13 protein-coding genes are annotated in these 14,133 nt (G+C 72.8%); 9 read left to right on the forward strand and 4 right to left on the reverse strand.

Features of this window, described 5'->3' with window-relative positions; genetic code table 11:
• Positions 1 to 13: 13 nt before the first annotated feature.
• Complete coding sequence (locus ACWGDE_RS26170; protein WP_453391476.1) at positions 14 to 1,588, reverse strand: MFS transporter; 1,575 nt, start codon at positions 1,586 to 1,588, stop codon at positions 14 to 16.
• 143 nt (positions 1,589 to 1,731) lie between these two features.
• Between ACWGDE_RS26170 and ACWGDE_RS26175 the strand changes: the two genes are divergently transcribed.
• The 4 genes from ACWGDE_RS26175 to ACWGDE_RS26190 all read left to right on the forward strand — a co-directional run bounded on the left by ACWGDE_RS26175 (position 1,732) and on the right by ACWGDE_RS26190 (position 4,337).
• Positions 1,732 to 2,175 carry a MarR family winged helix-turn-helix transcriptional regulator gene (locus tag ACWGDE_RS26175; RefSeq protein ID WP_453391477.1) on the forward strand — a complete coding sequence of 148 codons (444 nt, stop codon included), beginning with the start codon at positions 1,732 to 1,734 and terminating at the stop codon, positions 2,173 to 2,175.
• Positions 2,176 to 2,255: 80 nt separating this feature from the next.
• Entirely contained in the window at positions 2,256 to 2,447 is a 192-nt protein-coding gene (locus ACWGDE_RS26180) for a DUF5302 domain-containing protein (RefSeq protein ID WP_453391478.1), read from the forward strand.
• Positions 2,448 to 2,855: 408 nt separating this feature from the next.
• Positions 2,856 to 3,266, forward strand: coding sequence for a rodlin (locus tag ACWGDE_RS26185; RefSeq protein WP_453391479.1), 411 nt, complete (start codon positions 2,856 to 2,858; stop codon positions 3,264 to 3,266).
• Positions 3,267 to 3,425: 159 nt separating this feature from the next.
• Complete coding sequence (locus tag ACWGDE_RS26190; RefSeq protein WP_453391487.1) at positions 3,426 to 4,337, forward strand: glycoside hydrolase family 19 protein; 912 nt, start codon at positions 3,426 to 3,428, stop codon at positions 4,335 to 4,337.
• 13 nt (positions 4,338 to 4,350) lie between these two features.
• Here ACWGDE_RS26190 and ACWGDE_RS26195 read toward each other — a convergent pair whose 3' ends face one another.
• Positions 4,351 to 7,122: an AAA family ATPase gene (locus ACWGDE_RS26195; protein ID WP_453391480.1), complete on the reverse strand. Its 2,772-nt coding sequence runs from the start codon at positions 7,120 to 7,122 to the stop codon at positions 4,351 to 4,353.
• Positions 7,123 to 7,347: 225 nt separating this feature from the next.
• A complete protein-coding gene (locus ACWGDE_RS26200) occupies positions 7,348 to 9,105 on the reverse strand; it encodes a S8 family peptidase (protein ID WP_453391488.1) in 1,758 nt (585 codons plus the stop codon).
• A gap of 453 nt (positions 9,106 to 9,558) precedes the next feature.
• Between ACWGDE_RS26200 and pip the strand changes: the two genes are divergently transcribed.
• Positions 9,559 to 10,572: a prolyl aminopeptidase gene (gene pip, locus ACWGDE_RS26205; protein WP_453391481.1), complete on the forward strand. Its 1,014-nt coding sequence runs from the start codon at positions 9,559 to 9,561 to the stop codon at positions 10,570 to 10,572.
• Here pip and ACWGDE_RS26210 read toward each other — a convergent pair.
• The gene (locus ACWGDE_RS26210) at positions 10,553 to 11,293 is read right to left on the reverse strand and encodes a DUF1838 family protein (RefSeq protein ID WP_453391482.1); all 741 of its coding nucleotides are present in this window, start codon (positions 11,291 to 11,293) and stop codon (positions 10,553 to 10,555) included. The two genes, pip and ACWGDE_RS26210, sit on opposite strands and share 20 nt — an antisense overlap.
• 160 nt (positions 11,294 to 11,453) lie before the next feature.
• Between ACWGDE_RS26210 and ACWGDE_RS26215 the strand changes: the two genes are divergently transcribed.
• The 4 genes from ACWGDE_RS26215 to ACWGDE_RS26230 all read left to right on the forward strand — a co-directional run.
• Entirely contained in the window at positions 11,454 to 11,735 is a 282-nt protein-coding gene (locus ACWGDE_RS26215) for a putative quinol monooxygenase (protein ID WP_453391483.1), read from the forward strand.
• 89 nt (positions 11,736 to 11,824) lie between these two features.
• Positions 11,825 to 12,823, forward strand: a complete 999-nt coding sequence (locus ACWGDE_RS26220) for a DUF1996 domain-containing protein (RefSeq protein WP_453391484.1) — start codon at positions 11,825 to 11,827, stop codon at positions 12,821 to 12,823.
• Positions 12,824 to 12,931: 108 nt separating this feature from the next.
• On the forward strand, positions 12,932 to 13,513 hold the full coding sequence (locus ACWGDE_RS26225) for a sigma-70 family RNA polymerase sigma factor (protein WP_453391485.1): 582 nt from the start codon (positions 12,932 to 12,934) through the stop codon (positions 13,511 to 13,513).
• On the forward strand, positions 13,510 to 14,133 hold a 624-nt coding region (locus ACWGDE_RS26230; protein WP_453391486.1), incomplete at its 3' end, for a zf-HC2 domain-containing protein. The genes ACWGDE_RS26225 and ACWGDE_RS26230, both read left to right, overlap by 4 nt.

Genomic DNA, 14,133 nt, shown 5'->3' on the forward strand with positions numbered 1-14,133 from the left:
ATCGGCGGAGGGATCAGGCGTCGGCCTTCTCGACGGTCTCCGCGGACGCGTTCGCCACGGACACCTTCGCCCCGGCCGCCTTCTCGGCGGGCACCTCGGCGGCCGCCGGGGCCGCCTTCTCGGCGGGCACCGCCTGCGCCGCGACGGTACGCGGACCGCTCGCCCCGCGCAGGCCGAAGCCGCTGATCACCGCGACGAGGCCGAAGGCCACGGCGCCGATGGCGAAGGTGAGGGTGAAGCCGGATTCGGCCGGCAGCGCGGGCACTCCCGCGGGCAGGTGCTCGATCGTCTTCGACGCCAGGATGGTGGTGACGATGGCGCTGCCGATCGCACTGCCGGTGGAGCGGGAGATCGAGTTGATGCCGTTGGCGATGCCGCTCTGGTGGGGCGGAACGCTCGCCATGATGACGGCGGGCATGGCCGCGTAGCCGAAGCTCACGGCCGCGCCGACGATCAGTCCGGCACCGATCACCGAGGCGCTGTGGGCGTGGTCGAGCGCCAGCCAGCCGAAGCCGACGGCGCCGAGGGCGGCGGCCATGGCCATCGCGACGCGCGGACCGCGGTGGCGGACCACCTGGCCGCCGACCGGGGAGGCCAGGAGCGAGATGATCGCGCCGGGCAGCAGGAACTCCACGGAGGCGCGCAGGATGGAGGCGTCGAAGCCGTAGCCGGTCAGGGCCTTGGGCATCTGGACGAGGTAGGAGACGCCCAGGAAGTTCGCGAACATGCCGAACCCGACGAGGATGCCGGCCAGGTTGGCCATGAGGACCGGCCGGTGGACGAACATCCGCATGTCGACGAGGGGCTCGCGGACCTTCAGCTCGGTCAGCACCCAGACGGCGGTCATCACGGCGGCGCCGGCGAAGCTGCCCAGCGTGCGGCCGGAGGCCCAGCCCCACTCGTGGCCCTGGGAGATCGGCAGCAGGAGCAGCAGCAGGGCGATGCCGAGGGTCAGCGCACCCAGGAAGTCGGTGCGGCCGCCCGTCTTGTGCTTGGTCGCCGGAACCAGGAACACCACGGCGAGCAGCGCGAGCACCGCGAAGCCGGTGGCCATCCAGAAGGCGTTGCGGTAGTCCGCGTCGGCGCCGGAGGTCAGCAGGCCGGTGGCGACGAGCGCCAGGCCGCTGCCGAACGCGAGCGTGCCGCTGACCAGGGCCATCGCGCCGGGGAGCTTGTGCGGGCGGACCTCTTCGCGCAGGACGGAGAGGGCCAGCGGGAAGATCGCGGTGGCGGCGCCCTGCAGCACGCGGCCGAGGATCAGCAGGGGCAGCGAGGACGCCAGGGCGGCGATGACGGAGCCCGCGACCATGACACCCAGTACGGCCACCAGCGTCGGCTTCTTTCCGTGCTGGTCGCCGAAGCGGCCGAGCAGCGGGGTGAAGACGGCGGCGGACAGCAGGGTGGCGGTGGTCACCCAGCTGACGTTGGCGGTGGTGGTGCCGAGATCGCTGCGGATCAGCCCGAGGATCGGGACGGGCAGCGTCTGCATCATCGACACGACCATGGCGGCCAGGCTCAGGGCGAAGACGATGACCGTCTCGTTCCGGCGCCCGCCGTCCGTAGTGGTGGCGGAGGTGGTGGGGCTCATGGCAGGGAGGACCTTCTCAGTGCTTCAGATCACAGATGTTTGACGTCATCAAGTACTTCGACTCCAGCAGACGGTAGACCTCAATAGTTAAGGTGGTCAAGTAAAAGGTTGATAATGTGAAACACCTTGAGTACGCTCCCGGCATGAGCGCCACCACCCCCCACGCCGTCCCGACCAAGCTGCAGCTCCTGGAGCTGCTCGCCGCGATCGGCACCGCCCAGTGGCGCGATTTCGCGGCGGCCGCCGCCCACTACGGCCTCACCTCCACACAGGCCAAGGTCCTCGCCCAGCTGGACGGCCCGCTGCCGATGCGCGGCCTCGCCGCCCTGCTGGTGTGCGACGCGTCGAACGTCACCGGGATCGTGGACCGGCTCGAGGCCCGCGAGCTGGTGCGCCGCGAGCCCGACCCCGCCGACCGCCGGGTCAAGAACGTGGTGGCCACGGAGGCCGGCCGCGAGGTGATCCGCCGCGTGCGCGAGGAGATGCAGGCGACGCACGGCGCGCTGGACGTCCTGGACGACGCCGAGAGCGCCACGCTCTACGCCCTTTTGGAGCGACTGCGCCCCACTCTGGAGAAGGACGCCTGAGGCTGCTCCGCCGGAACGCGCTGGTCAGGGGAAACGCCACCTGACAGACTGCAACGGCTTCAGACATTCCAGGAGGACACATGGCAGAAGAAACAGACACCCCGCAGAACGAGTCGCCGGCCGAGGAAGCCAAGCGCAAGTTCAAGGAGGCCCTGGAGCGAAACGCCCGCAATGCCCAGTCGCAGCAGGCGCACCAGAGCCGGGCGAAGATCCAGGGGGCCGGCGGCAACCCCGGCGGCAAGAACAAGAAGGTCCGCCGCAAGACCGGCTGACCTCGGCGCGGTCGCGGCAGCGCGACACCGCGCCGGCCGGCCTCGACGGGGTCAGGGACCAGCTTCTGGTCCGGATCCGGTCGAGGGCGGCGACCAGGGGGTCCGCGGACCGGGCTCGTACGCCGGGTCCGCACACGCAGTCCACGCAGGGGGCCGCCCGGGGCGTCCGCGCACGGGATTCGCACACGGAGTTCGCGTACGGCACGGACGTACGGGATTCGCGCACGGGGAGTGGGATTCTCCGGGGCGGTTGGGTCAATCGGCCGACACCCGGCTTCACCGGTGGGGTGGACTGTTCCGCCAGTCGGGTGATGGGCGATAACCCCCGGTGTCCACGGCAGTTGAGCAGCTCGTCCCGCCGAGGGCAGCTATCTCATGCGACAGTGCGACAGAAGAAGGATCTCCCACATGCTCAAGAAGTTCATGGCCACCGCAGCCGCCACCGCAGCCGTTCTGGGTGCCGGTGCCGCCGTAGCCTCCCCGGCGATGGCGATCGGCAACGACCACGGCGTCAACACGGTCAACGGCAACGAGTCCTCGCAGATCTACGGCAACCAGGAGACCGGCGGCGCCATGAGCCCGCAGATGTCCGCCATCCAGGGCTCGCTGAACAAGCTCTGTGTCGGCCTGCCGGCGAAGGTCAACGCCCAGTCGATCCTGGCCCTGGTCAACGTGGGCGTCCAGGACATCAACGTCCTCGCCAACCCGCAGAACCAGCAGTGCGCCGAGAACTCCACCCAGGCCAAGGGTGACGACTCCGCCTCGCACATCGCGGACAACATCCCGATCCTCTCGGGCAACGGCGCCATCGGCAGCTGACCCACCACGACCGCGCCGGCGCCACGCCCTCCGGGGCTCGGTGCCGGCGCGCCGTCTTGGTCTAGACCTTGACAGGTTCAGACCATTCTCGATTCAGTGGACCTGGTTGTTCCCCACGACAACTCCCCCCACTGAAGGAGCAGTTCCGTGATACCCACCCTGCGTCGCCGTGCCCTCTCCCTGGCCGCGACCGCCGCCGTCACCCTCGGACTCGCGATCGCCCTCCCCTCCTCCCCCGCCGCCGCGGCTCCCGCCTGCGCCGGCGCGTGGGCCTCCTCCGCCGTCTACACGGGCGGCATGAGCGCCTCGTACGGCGGCCGCAACTGGCAGGCGAAGTGGTGGACCCAGGGCGAGACGCCCGGCACCACCGGCCAGTGGGGCGTCTGGGCGGACCAGGGCGTCTGCGGCGGCGGCCAGACCCCCGACCCGGACCCGACCACCCCCAACCCCTCCGGATTCGTGGTCAGCGAGGCCCAGTTCAACCAGATGTTCCCGAACCGGAACCCCTTCTACACGTACAACGGCCTGGTCGCGGCCCTGTCCGCCTACCCCGGATTCGCCAACACCGGCGACATCACCGTCAAGAAGCGCGAGGCGGCTGCCTTCCTGGCCAACGTCTCGCACGAGACGGGCGGGCTCGTGCACATCGTCGAGCAGAACACCGCCAACTACCCCCACTACTGCGACGCGAGCCGGCCCTACGGCTGTCCGGCCGGGCAGGCCGCCTACTACGGGCGCGGCCCGATCCAGCTGAGCTGGAACTTCAACTACAAGGCGGCGGGCGACGCGCTCGGCATCAACCTCCTCGCCAACCCCTACCTGGTGGAGCAGGACCCGGCCGTCGCGATGAAGACGGCGCTCTGGTACTGGAACACGCAGAACGGCCCGGGCACGATGACGGCCCACGCCGCCATGGTCAACGGGGCGGGCTTCGGCGAGACCATCCGCTCCATCAACGGCTCGCTGGAGTGCAACGGCGGCAACCCGGCCCAGGTGCAGAGCCGGGTGAACGCCTACCAGAGCTTCACGCAGCTGCTGGGCGTGACCCCGGGGAACAACCTCAGCTGCTGAGCGGGCGGGCCGGTCAGCGCGTACGCAGGGTGGTGGCCAGCTGGGCCCTGGAGCGGACGTCCAGCTTCTGGTAGATCCGGGTCAGGCGGGCTTCCACCGTCTTCACGCTGACGAAGAGCTTCGCGGCCGCCTCCTGGTTGCTGGCTCCCCCGGCGACGAGCAGCGCGAGGCGGGTCTCCGCCTCGGTGAGCGCGGCCAGCGCCCGAGCTCCGTCGGGGCCGGCGCCCTCCCCGGCGGACGGCTCGCGCGCGAGCTCGCTCCAGGGGGCGGCTCCGGCCGCCGCGAAGGCCTCGGCCGCCGCCTGGAGCGCGGCGCGGGCGGGTGCGCGCCGGCGCCGGCGGCGTTCCACCCGGGCGAGGGCGAGCAGGGTGCGGGCCCGTTCCAGCGGGAGTCCGAGGGCCGCGAAGCGCTCGGTGGTGTCCTCCAGCAGGGCCACCGCCGCCTCGGGGTCGCCGTGCGCGGACAGGCACAGGCCCCGGGCCCGGTCGAGGGCGGCGATCACGCTGGTGCGGCCGAGCGCGAGGGCCGTCGTACGGACCGCGGCCTGCAGTTCGGCGGCTTCGTCGGGGGCGTCCGCGGCGACCAGGGCCTCGGCGAGCTCCCCGTGCCAGCGCAGGATCGAGGGGTCCACCACCTGCTGGGCGGCCTCCAGTTCGGCGACGCGGCGCAGGGTGGCGACGGCCTTCGCGGCCTCGCCCGTGGCCAGTTCCACGAGGCCGAGCACGTACAGGCCGCGGGAGAGGAAGACCTGGTCGTGCTCCTCCTCGGAAGCCTGGATGCCGCGGCGGGCGTAACCGGTGGCCCGCGCGAAGCTGCCGCCCATGGCCTCCGCCATCGCGGCGAGGTACCAGGCGGGGCCCGGTGACAGGCCCGCCTCCACGGTCAGCTCGAGGCCGTTGCGGGCGTGCGCGGTGGCGGCGGCGCAGCGGCCGCCGCGCAGTTCGACCTCGGTGAGGCTGCGCAGCACCTCGAAGACGTCCTCGGCGGAGCCGGTGCGCCGTACGGCGGGCAGCAGGACGAGCAGCTGGCGCCGGGCGTCGGCGAGCCGGTCGTCGAAGAGGGCGTGGCGCACGGCCAGGTACTGCGGGGCGTTGCGCATGCCGAGCGGCACCTCGGGGGCGGGCAGGGCGAGCGCCTCGGCGAGGATCTCCTCGGCGTCCGGGTCCCCGAGGATGCGGCCCATGCGGGCCCGTACGGTCAGCGCCATCGCTTCGGCGACCTGGTCGCCGCCGCTGCGGGCCAGTACTCCGGCCTGGGCGGCGGCGTCCCGGGAGCGGACGGGGTCGCCGTCGCTGAGGTTGTGCTTCCAGGCGATCCGCAGCCGGATGGCGGCCTGGAGCGCGGGATCGCCCTCGGCGTCGGCGGTGGCGTGGGCGAAGGTCTCGTCGAGGGCGGCCAGGGCCTGGCCCGCCGCGTCGATGACGGCGAGGCGGACGCGGACCCGGTCCCCGGGCGAGGCGTCGCGGGCGAGTACGGCGCGGCTGGCGCGGCGGGCCAGGTCGGCGCGGCCGGACCAGCCGGCGTCCTCGGCGGCGGCGACGAGCCGGGCGAGTTCCTCTCCGGGCAGGTGGGAGGGGGTGCGCTCGGCCGCGAGGAGGCCGAGCTCGGCGGCGAGGGCCCGCTGGCCGCGGCGCCGGCAGGACGCGGCGGCCTCGGAGATCTCGGCGGCGAGCCACTGGTCAGGGGTGTCCACGGCCAGCGCCCGGTGGCGTACGGCCTGGACGGGGTCGTCCACGGCTTCGGCGAGCGCTGCGTGTCCGGCGGCCCGCTCGGGCCAGCCCGCGTCGGCGGCGAGCGCGGTCGGCAGGGCGCCGGCGGTGAACCGGACCGCCCCGTCCTCCTCCACGGTGACCAGCGCGGCCCGTTCGGCCAGGGCGAGTTCGGCTTCCGCGCCCGGGCGGCCGGCCCGGCGCAGCAGTGCGGTGGTGGGGCGCGCGGCGAGGGCGGCGAGCAGCAGGGTGCGGCGGGCCTGGGCGGGGAGGACCCCGAGGAGCCGGCGGGCCACCTCGCGGGCCTGCCCGGAAACGGGCAGCGGATCGGCGTGGTGGGCGCTGCCGTCGCGGGCCCCGGCGGCTTCGGCCAGGGAGTGGCCGAGCGCGAGGGCCAGGCGCGGGTTGCCGCCGCTGGCCTGGTGGATCCGGCCGGCGAGGCGGGCCGGGAGCCCGCGGCGGACGAGCAGTTCGGCGATCTCGTCGGTGCCGAGCGGGGGCACCCGTACGTGGGGGGTGTCCGGTCCGCAGAGGGGTTCGGCGAGCGGGGCTCCGCCCTGGACGCATTCGGCGACCAGGACCCGCACGCCCGGCGGGGTCAGGCGCAGGGCGAACCGCAGCAGGTCGGTGCTCTCGGCGTCGAGCCACTGGGCGTTGTCGAGGGCGAGCAGCACGGGGCCGCGGGCGGCGAGGGTGCGCAGCACCTCGACGACGGCCAGCCGCAGGGCGACGTGGTCGCGGCCGGCGCGGGGGGCGTCGGTCTCCCGGCGCAGGAGGGCGATGGCCGTGCGCTGGGGGCCGGAGAGCCGTTCCAGGGCGACGGCGGGGACGGAGGCGAGGAGGGCGGCGGCGGAGGCCTCGGGTATCCAGCGGTCGGTGGCCTCGGGGGCGAGGTGCAGCACGGTCTCGTGGCGCAGCGCGGCGGCTTCGGTGAGGGCGCGCAGCACCTCGGTCTTGCCCGCGCCCGCCGGTCCGGTGAGCAGGGCGCGTCCGTGCGTGGTCAGCGCGCGGTCCACCGCCTTGATCAGTTCGCCGTGTCCGACGGTCGTGTCAGCGTTCCCCGTAGCCGCCACCACGCACAGCCACCAGCCTCTCGGTTCGCCGCTCCTGTGCCCTTCCTGTGAGACGCGACAATACGAGGTCGGATGCCCGGCGGGCCCGGATTGTGACGCAGAATTCAGTCACGTGACAGGAAAACCCGTCGGACCTGCCGATACGCGGTGTATCTGCAGGTCCGACGGGCTCTGTTGGTCCGTACTATCGCCCCGTCAGTGCCAGTTGGGGCCCCCTGGGGACGCGGCTCAGAAGCCGAGGCTCCAGGAGTCGATCTTGCCGGTGTCGCCGCCCGCGTTGTCGTTGACGCGCAGCTTCCAGGTGCCGTTCGCGACCTCGGAGGAGGCGTTGACGGTGTAGGTCTGGTTGATGTTGTCGGTGCTGCCGCCGGCACGGTTGTGGACCGTGTAGACGGTGCCGTCGGGGGCGACCAGGTCGACCTTCAGGTCACCGATGTAGGTGTGGGCGATGTTCACGCCGACCTTGAGGGTGGCCGGGGCGTTGCCCGCGACACCGCTGACGGTGATCGGGCTCTCCACCGTGGTGTTGTCGCCGATGGCGAAGTCCGCGGTGTTCTCGAAGGTCGGGGTGGTGGGCGTGGAGGTCACGGCGGTCACGGTCGCCGCCGCGTCCGCGAGACCGGCGCCGCAGCCACCGGTGCAGGTGCCGGCCAGCGGCCGGGCGTTCGCCTTGATCGCCGCTTCGATCTGCGCCGGGGTCAGCGAGGACTTGGCGGAGACGAGGAGCGCGGCGAGGCCCGCCACGTGCGGGGCGGCCATGCTGGTGCCCTGGTAGGGCTTGTAGGTCTCGGCCAGCGGCGTGGTGGTGCCGGTGTTCAGGGTCGAGAGGATCGCGTTCTCGGGGGTGGTGACGGTGCCGGGCGTGTCCGTGGCGCGGCGGGTCTCACCGCCCGGGGCGGCGATGTCGATGATCGAGCCGTAGTTCGAGTAGTACGAACGGTCGCCGGCGCGGTTGCTGGAGGCAACGTTGATCACGTTGTTGCAGCTGGCCGGGGAGAAGCCGGCCGCGTCCGCGTTGCTGTTGCCCGCGGCCACGACGACGGTCGTACCACGGCCGACGGCCGCGTTGATCGCGTTCTGGTAGGTGCTGGTGCAGGCACCCGAGCCACCGAGGGACATGTTGATGACCTTGGCGGGGGTGGCGTTCGCCGGGACACCGGGGACGGAACCGCCGGAGGCCCAGGTGATGGCGTCCACGATGTCCGAGGTGGCGCCGCCGCACTTGCCGAGCACGCGCACGGGCTGGATCTTCGCGTTGTACGCGATGCCCGCGACGCCCTTGGCGTTGTTGGTGGCGGCCGCGATGGTGCCGGCCACGTGCGTGCCGTGCCAGGAGGAGGTGCTGGCCTTGGAGCCGACGCCGCATTCCTCGGCGGCGCTCCAGTCGCCCTCGTCCGCCGGGTTGCTGTCGCGGCCGTTGCCGTCACGGGCGGCGGAGGAGCTGGAGATGAAGTCGTAGCCGGCGACGATGTTCGGAGCCACGTCGGAGTGGGCCACGTAACCGGTGTCGATCACGGCGACGGTGACGCCGGAGCCGGTGGACTTGTCCCAGGCGTTCTGCACGTTCATGCCCGCGGTGGACTCGAAGAGGTCCCACTGCTTGGCGTACTCGGTGTCGTTGGGGGCGACGGCCATGGCGTACGCACGGGAGTCGGGCTCGACGTAGGCGACGTCGGGGTCGGCGCGGAACTGCGCGATGACGGCGGCGGCGTCGGCCGGAGCGGTCGTACCGCCCAGGTTGACGAGGGCGGCACCGGTACCGAGGCGGCGCTCGAAGGTGGCCTTCTTCGAGGCCTTCTTGCCCTTGGCGGCCGCGTCAGTGGCGGCGGCGGTGTTGGAACTGGCCTCAGCGGCGGAGGACTTGTACCCGACGATGAGGTTTTCGACCGGTGCGTTCACGGTCGCGGCGGCGGCGGCCGGAGCGGGATCCGCGGTGGACAGCGCCATCGAAGTGGTGGCGGAGCCGGCGAGCAGGGTGACGGACATCGCCACCACGGATATGAGCCTACGTCTGGATGCGTGCACGGTGTTCCCTTTCGCGGGCCGTCGCGAGGCGGGCCGAGACGGCCGGTTGGTGCAGTGTGGGAGGTGAACCGGCGGCCGCGGGACCGGAACGGGCTTGGTCGAACCCGCCCGGCCACCGCTGCTCGCCACTGTGTTGCCCGCCACTGCGTCGGGGCGGGGCAACGGTGGCACCGGCGACGTGCCGACCGTTCAGCTTCACGCCATGTGGGGTGGGCGCGGGGGCTGTTCGGAGACGGGGAGGATCGCCGGTGGGCAGACAGTAGGCAACGGCGGGATGAACGCGATACGGGGAAAACCCTTGTCCGCCCCCTGCCACTCCCCCGGGGCCCCTCGCCGCCGGGTGGCCACGACCCCCGTGGCCTGCGCGTTAGGGTGGCGAAACCGTTGGCGTCGCGGAGTTGGGGAGGACCGGACATGGGCGAGCTGTACCCGCCGATCGAGCCGTACGACGAGGGGATGCTCGACGTCGGCGACGGCAACCTCGTGCACTGGGAGGTCTGCGGCAATCCGGACGGAAAGCCCGCCCTCGTCGTCCACGGCGGCCCGGGCTCGGGATGCCGCCCTTCGGCCCGCCAGTGGTTCGACCCGGAGCACTACCGGGTCGTCCTGTTCGACCAGCGCGGCTGCGGCCGCAGCACCCCGCACGCGAGCGACCCCACGACCGACATGCGGCACAACACCACCGCGCACCTCATCGCCGACATGGAGCGGCTGCGGGAGCACCTCGGCATCGGGAGCTGGCTGCTGTACGGGGGCTCGTGGGGCTCCACCTTGATCCTGGCCTACGCGCAGCGGCATCCGGAGCGGGTGTCCGAGATCGTCATCCCGAGCGTCACCACCACCCGCCGCTCGGAGATCGACTGGCTCTACAGGGGGGTCGGCCGGTACTTCCCCGAGCAGTGGGAGCGGTTCGTCGCCGGAGCGGGCGGCACACCGCGCGACGGCGACCTCGTCGGGGCCTACGCCCGCCTCGCGAACCATCCCGACGAGGAGGTGCGCGCCAGGGCCACGGCCGACTGGTGCGCCTGGGAGGACGCGGTGCTCTCCGGCGAGACGCAGGGCGCTTCCCTCCCCTACTCCGGCCGGCCGCCCGCCGCCCGGATCGCCCTCGTACGGATCTGCTCGCACTACTTCTCCCACGGCGCGTGGCTGGAGGAGGGCGAGCTGCTGCGCGGGGCGCACCGGCTGGCCGGCATCCCGGGCGTACTGATCCACGGGCGCCTCGACATGGGCGGGCCGCTCGACACCGCCTGGGAACTCCACCGCGCCTGGCCCGGAGCCGAGCTGACCGTGGTCGAGGACGCGGGCCACCTCGGCGGCGGATCGACCCGCGACCACGTGCTCCGCGCCCTCGACCGGTTCGCGACCGGGAACGGCCGGGCGGCGGGATCCGAGAAGGACGGCCCGGTCAGTCCTTCGGCGGGTTGAGCCGCCGGAAGTACGTCCAGCTCGTCTCGTTCGGCTCGCTCCACTTCTCCGGGGCGTGGGCGAACTCCGGGTGGCGGGCCTCGATGTACGCGCGGGTGCGCTCCGGGACCTCCGCGTACGAGCCCAGCTTGCGGCCCCGGCAGTGGAAGGTGAGCCCGCCGGGGCGCGGCCCCTGTTCCATCCAGGGCAGCCACGGGGACTGGCGCATCCAGGACATCACGGACGGGACGCTGGGCTCGTCGGTGGTCAGGACCGAGGCCGGGGCGAAGAACTGGAAGAGCTCCAGGGCCCGGTAGGTGTCGTCGGCCGAGTTCTCCGGGTACTGCGCGACCGGCAGCGGGGAGGGGTAGGCCAGCGGGACCTCCAGGCTGAAGCACACCTGGTCGCCGAGTTCGGTCATGGGCACCGGGAAGGGCCGCCACCGCTGGCTCGCGGGGTCGTTCCAGACGTGGATCACCGGCTTTTCCTGCCAGGTCTCCAGGATCTCGCGGGTCTGCGGATCGAGGTAGAACGCGGCCTCGCGGGTGAGGAGTTGGTAGCCGCCCGGCGTCTCCTCCGGGACCAGGCGGGCCACATTGACGCCCTCGAAGCCGAACAGGCGCTGGTAGGGCTCGCCGGGGGCCGAGGAGTAGACGTTGCCCGTCCACCAGAAGGTGACCTCGGCGCCGTCGAGGGAGGCACGGGTGCGGGCGAGGGCCTGAAGGAGATCTTCGGGAGTCATAACGGGTACTCTGCGCGGTCCGCCCGCCCCGGGCAAGGACCGGACCGGCCATGCGGGTCGGCCCGAAACGGGCCCGAGGTTCGACTCGTATCGGAAATGTTTTTCCATCGACCGGACTTGACGATCTAACCTTCGGCTCATGTCATCAACAGTTCGACTCATGATCGTGATCACCACCCTCCCGGGCCGCGGCCGGGAGCAGATCGACGCCTACGAGCGCCTCGCACCGGTGGTGCGGGCCGAAGACGGCTGCCTGCGTTACGACTTGCACCGGGTGAGCGGGGATCCCGACCGGTTCCTGCTGATGGAGGAGTGGGAGTCGAAGGCGGCGCTCGCCGCGCACGACGTCACCCCGCACATGATCGAGGCCGACGCGGCCAGCCCCGCGTTCCGGGCGGGGCCCGCGCAGGTGATCGAGTTCGACGCCGACCCGCTGGCCTGAGCGGACCCCCGGCCGCGCCCGCGCCGCCCCGCGCCCGCACTGCGGACGCCCGGTTGACGCGGGCGTGGCGGACGGCAACCGTGACCCGCATGCGGAACGAACACCGACTGCTCACGCTGCTGATCTGCCTGGTACTGGGCGGCGGGCTGACCGCTGCCGTACTGGGGGCCGCGCGGGTGGCCGGCCCGCGCCCCGCGGCGCCGGGCACCGGCCCCGCACCCGGCGACTTCGTGGACATCCGCGACATCGGGCCCGCGTCCGGCGGCCCCCTCCCGAGCGGGCCGGACGCCTCGACGGGCCGGGTGTCGGTCGCGTGCGGCCGCAACGCCGAAGGCCACTACAACGAGGACAACCTGGTGGTCTCCCCGGGGCTGCGCTCCGGCGCCCACCACACGCACGCGTACGTCGGGAACCTGTCCACGGACGCCTTCTCCACCGACGCCTCCCTGGACGCGGCCGCCACCAGTTGCGCGGGCGGCGACCGCTCCACGTACTACTGGCCCGTACTGCGCCGCACGGACCTGCCGGGCACCGGCGCGCACGAGGGCTCGGCGGGCCACGGCAACGCGGGGCGGATCCTGCCGGAGTCCTCGGTGGAGGTGGAGTTCCGCGGCAGCCCGGTGAGCAAGGTGGTGGCAATGCCCCGGTTCCTGAACGCCATGACCGGAGACGCGGTGGCCTTCACCGCCGACACCGACGAGGACGTCCGCGCCCGCTGGGGCTGTTCGGGCTCCCCCGACCGCACCACCACCCGCTACCCGCGCTGTCCGGCGGGCGACCGCCTCACCCGTACGCTCGTCTTCCCCAGCTGCTGGAACGGCCTGGACACCACCAGCCCCGGGCACCGCTCCCACCTGCTCTTTCCGGCCGCGAACGGGGTCTGCCCGCAGGGCACCTTCCAGGTGCCCGAGCTGCGGATCTCCCTCGCCTACGACCTGCCTCCCGGGGTCCCCGTCGCGCTCGACTCCTTCCCCGAGCAGCGGCACAGCCCCCGCACGGACCACGCCATGTTCGTGAACGTGATGACCGGGCAGCGGATGGCGGAGGTCGTGGACTGCCTCAACCAGGGCCGTACCTGCCGGACGTGAAACCGGCGCCCGCCGTGACGCAGGTCACTTGAACCCGACGGCGGCGCATGGCGTGTTCAGACCGCACCACACGTGCGTGAGGACAGCGAGGAAGACGGAGAGGGTGAGATGGCCGGACCACTGTGGCCCCGCACTCGGCGGGGCGGGGCCGACGAGGCACTGATCAAGTCGGTGTACGAGGAGCACGGCCACGCCCTGCTCGCGTACGCCACGCGGCTGACCGGCGACCGGGCCGCGGCCGAGGACGTCGTCCAGGAGACCCTCATCAGGGCGTGGCGCCACTCCGACGTCCTGGTCAACGGGAAGGGTTCGGTGCGCGGCTGGCTGCTCACGGTGGCCCGCAACATCATCACCGACCGGTTCCGGGCCAAGGCGGCCCGGCCGCCGGAGGTCTCCGGCTCCCCGGCCCACCCGCCGGTGGAGGCGGACCACGCCGACGCGGTCGTGGACACGATGACCGTGCTGGGCGCCCTGGACCGGCTGTCGCCGGAACACCGGGACGTACTGACGGAGTTGTACTACCGCCAGCGCAGCGTCGCCGAGGCCGCGGACACCCTCGGCATCCCGGCCGGCACGGTGAAATCGCGCTCGCACTACGCGCTCAAGGCACTCCGAGAGGTCTTCGGGGAAGACAGACGAACAGGCGGGACGTCCCAGCGGCCCGGCGGACTGCAGGAGGTGGTGGCATGAACCGGCAGCGGCACGAGGAGGAACTGCTCGGACCGTACGTTCTCGGCGTCCTGGACGACGCGGACGTCCGCCGGGTCGAGGAACACGTCGACGGCTGCGTGCAGTGCCGTCAGGAGGTGACCGCGTTGCGCGAGATGGAGGCGGCGCTGGGCGAGGTGCCGCCCGAGGCTTTCCTCGACGGCCCGCCACAGGGCGGGGACCTGCTGCTCCAGCGGACCCTGCGGCAGATGCGCCAGGAGGTCGCCGGGGCCCGGCGGCGCCGGACGGCCCTCGGGGGACTGGCCGCCGCGGCCTCGCTGGCCGCCGTGTTCTGGGCCGGGGCCCAGGTGGGCGCCGCGGACGGCGGCCCCGTGGCGCTGCCCCCGACCCCCAATCCGACGATCTCGGCGCAGCCCTCGCCGCCCGTGTCGGGGACCAAGGTGGCCTCCGCGACGGACGCGGGCACGGGCGCGCGGATGACCGTACAGGTGACGCCCGCCGCGAAGTGGGTACGGGTGCACGCGGCCGTGACGGGGGTGCCGGCGGGCCAGCGGTGCCGCCTGGTGGTGGTCTCCCGGGACGGTACGCGCACCACGGCGGGCGGCTGGGTGGTGGGCACCGCGGAACACGGAGAGGGCAAG

The organism is Streptomyces sp. NPDC054956 (assembly GCF_053609185.1).

Excerpts from the sequence above, each read along its gene's own strand:
- ACWGDE_RS26170 (WP_453391476.1), bottom strand. The coding sequence starts at position 1,588 with ATGAGCCCCACCACCTCCGCCACCACTACGGACGGCGGGCGCCGGAAC.
- ACWGDE_RS26175 (WP_453391477.1), top strand. The coding sequence starts at position 1,732 with ATGAGCGCCACCACCCCCCACGCCGTCCCGACCAAGCTGCAGCTCCTG.
- ACWGDE_RS26180 (WP_453391478.1), top strand. The coding sequence starts at position 2,256 with ATGGCAGAAGAAACAGACACCCCGCAGAACGAGTCGCCGGCCGAGGAA.
- ACWGDE_RS26185 (WP_453391479.1), top strand. The coding sequence starts at position 2,856 with ATGCTCAAGAAGTTCATGGCCACCGCAGCCGCCACCGCAGCCGTTCTG.
- ACWGDE_RS26200 (WP_453391488.1), bottom strand. The coding sequence starts at position 9,105 with ATGTCCGTCACCCTGCTCGCCGGCTCCGCCACCACTTCGATGGCGCTG.
- pip (WP_453391481.1), top strand. The coding sequence starts at position 9,559 with ATGGGCGAGCTGTACCCGCCGATCGAGCCGTACGACGAGGGGATGCTC.
- ACWGDE_RS26210 (WP_453391482.1), bottom strand. The coding sequence starts at position 11,293 with ATGACTCCCGAAGATCTCCTTCAGGCCCTCGCCCGCACCCGTGCCTCC.
- ACWGDE_RS26215 (WP_453391483.1), top strand. The coding sequence starts at position 11,454 with ATGATCGTGATCACCACCCTCCCGGGCCGCGGCCGGGAGCAGATCGAC.
- ACWGDE_RS26220 (WP_453391484.1), top strand. The coding sequence starts at position 11,825 with ATGCGGAACGAACACCGACTGCTCACGCTGCTGATCTGCCTGGTACTG.
- ACWGDE_RS26225 (WP_453391485.1), top strand. The coding sequence starts at position 12,932 with ATGGCCGGACCACTGTGGCCCCGCACTCGGCGGGGCGGGGCCGACGAG.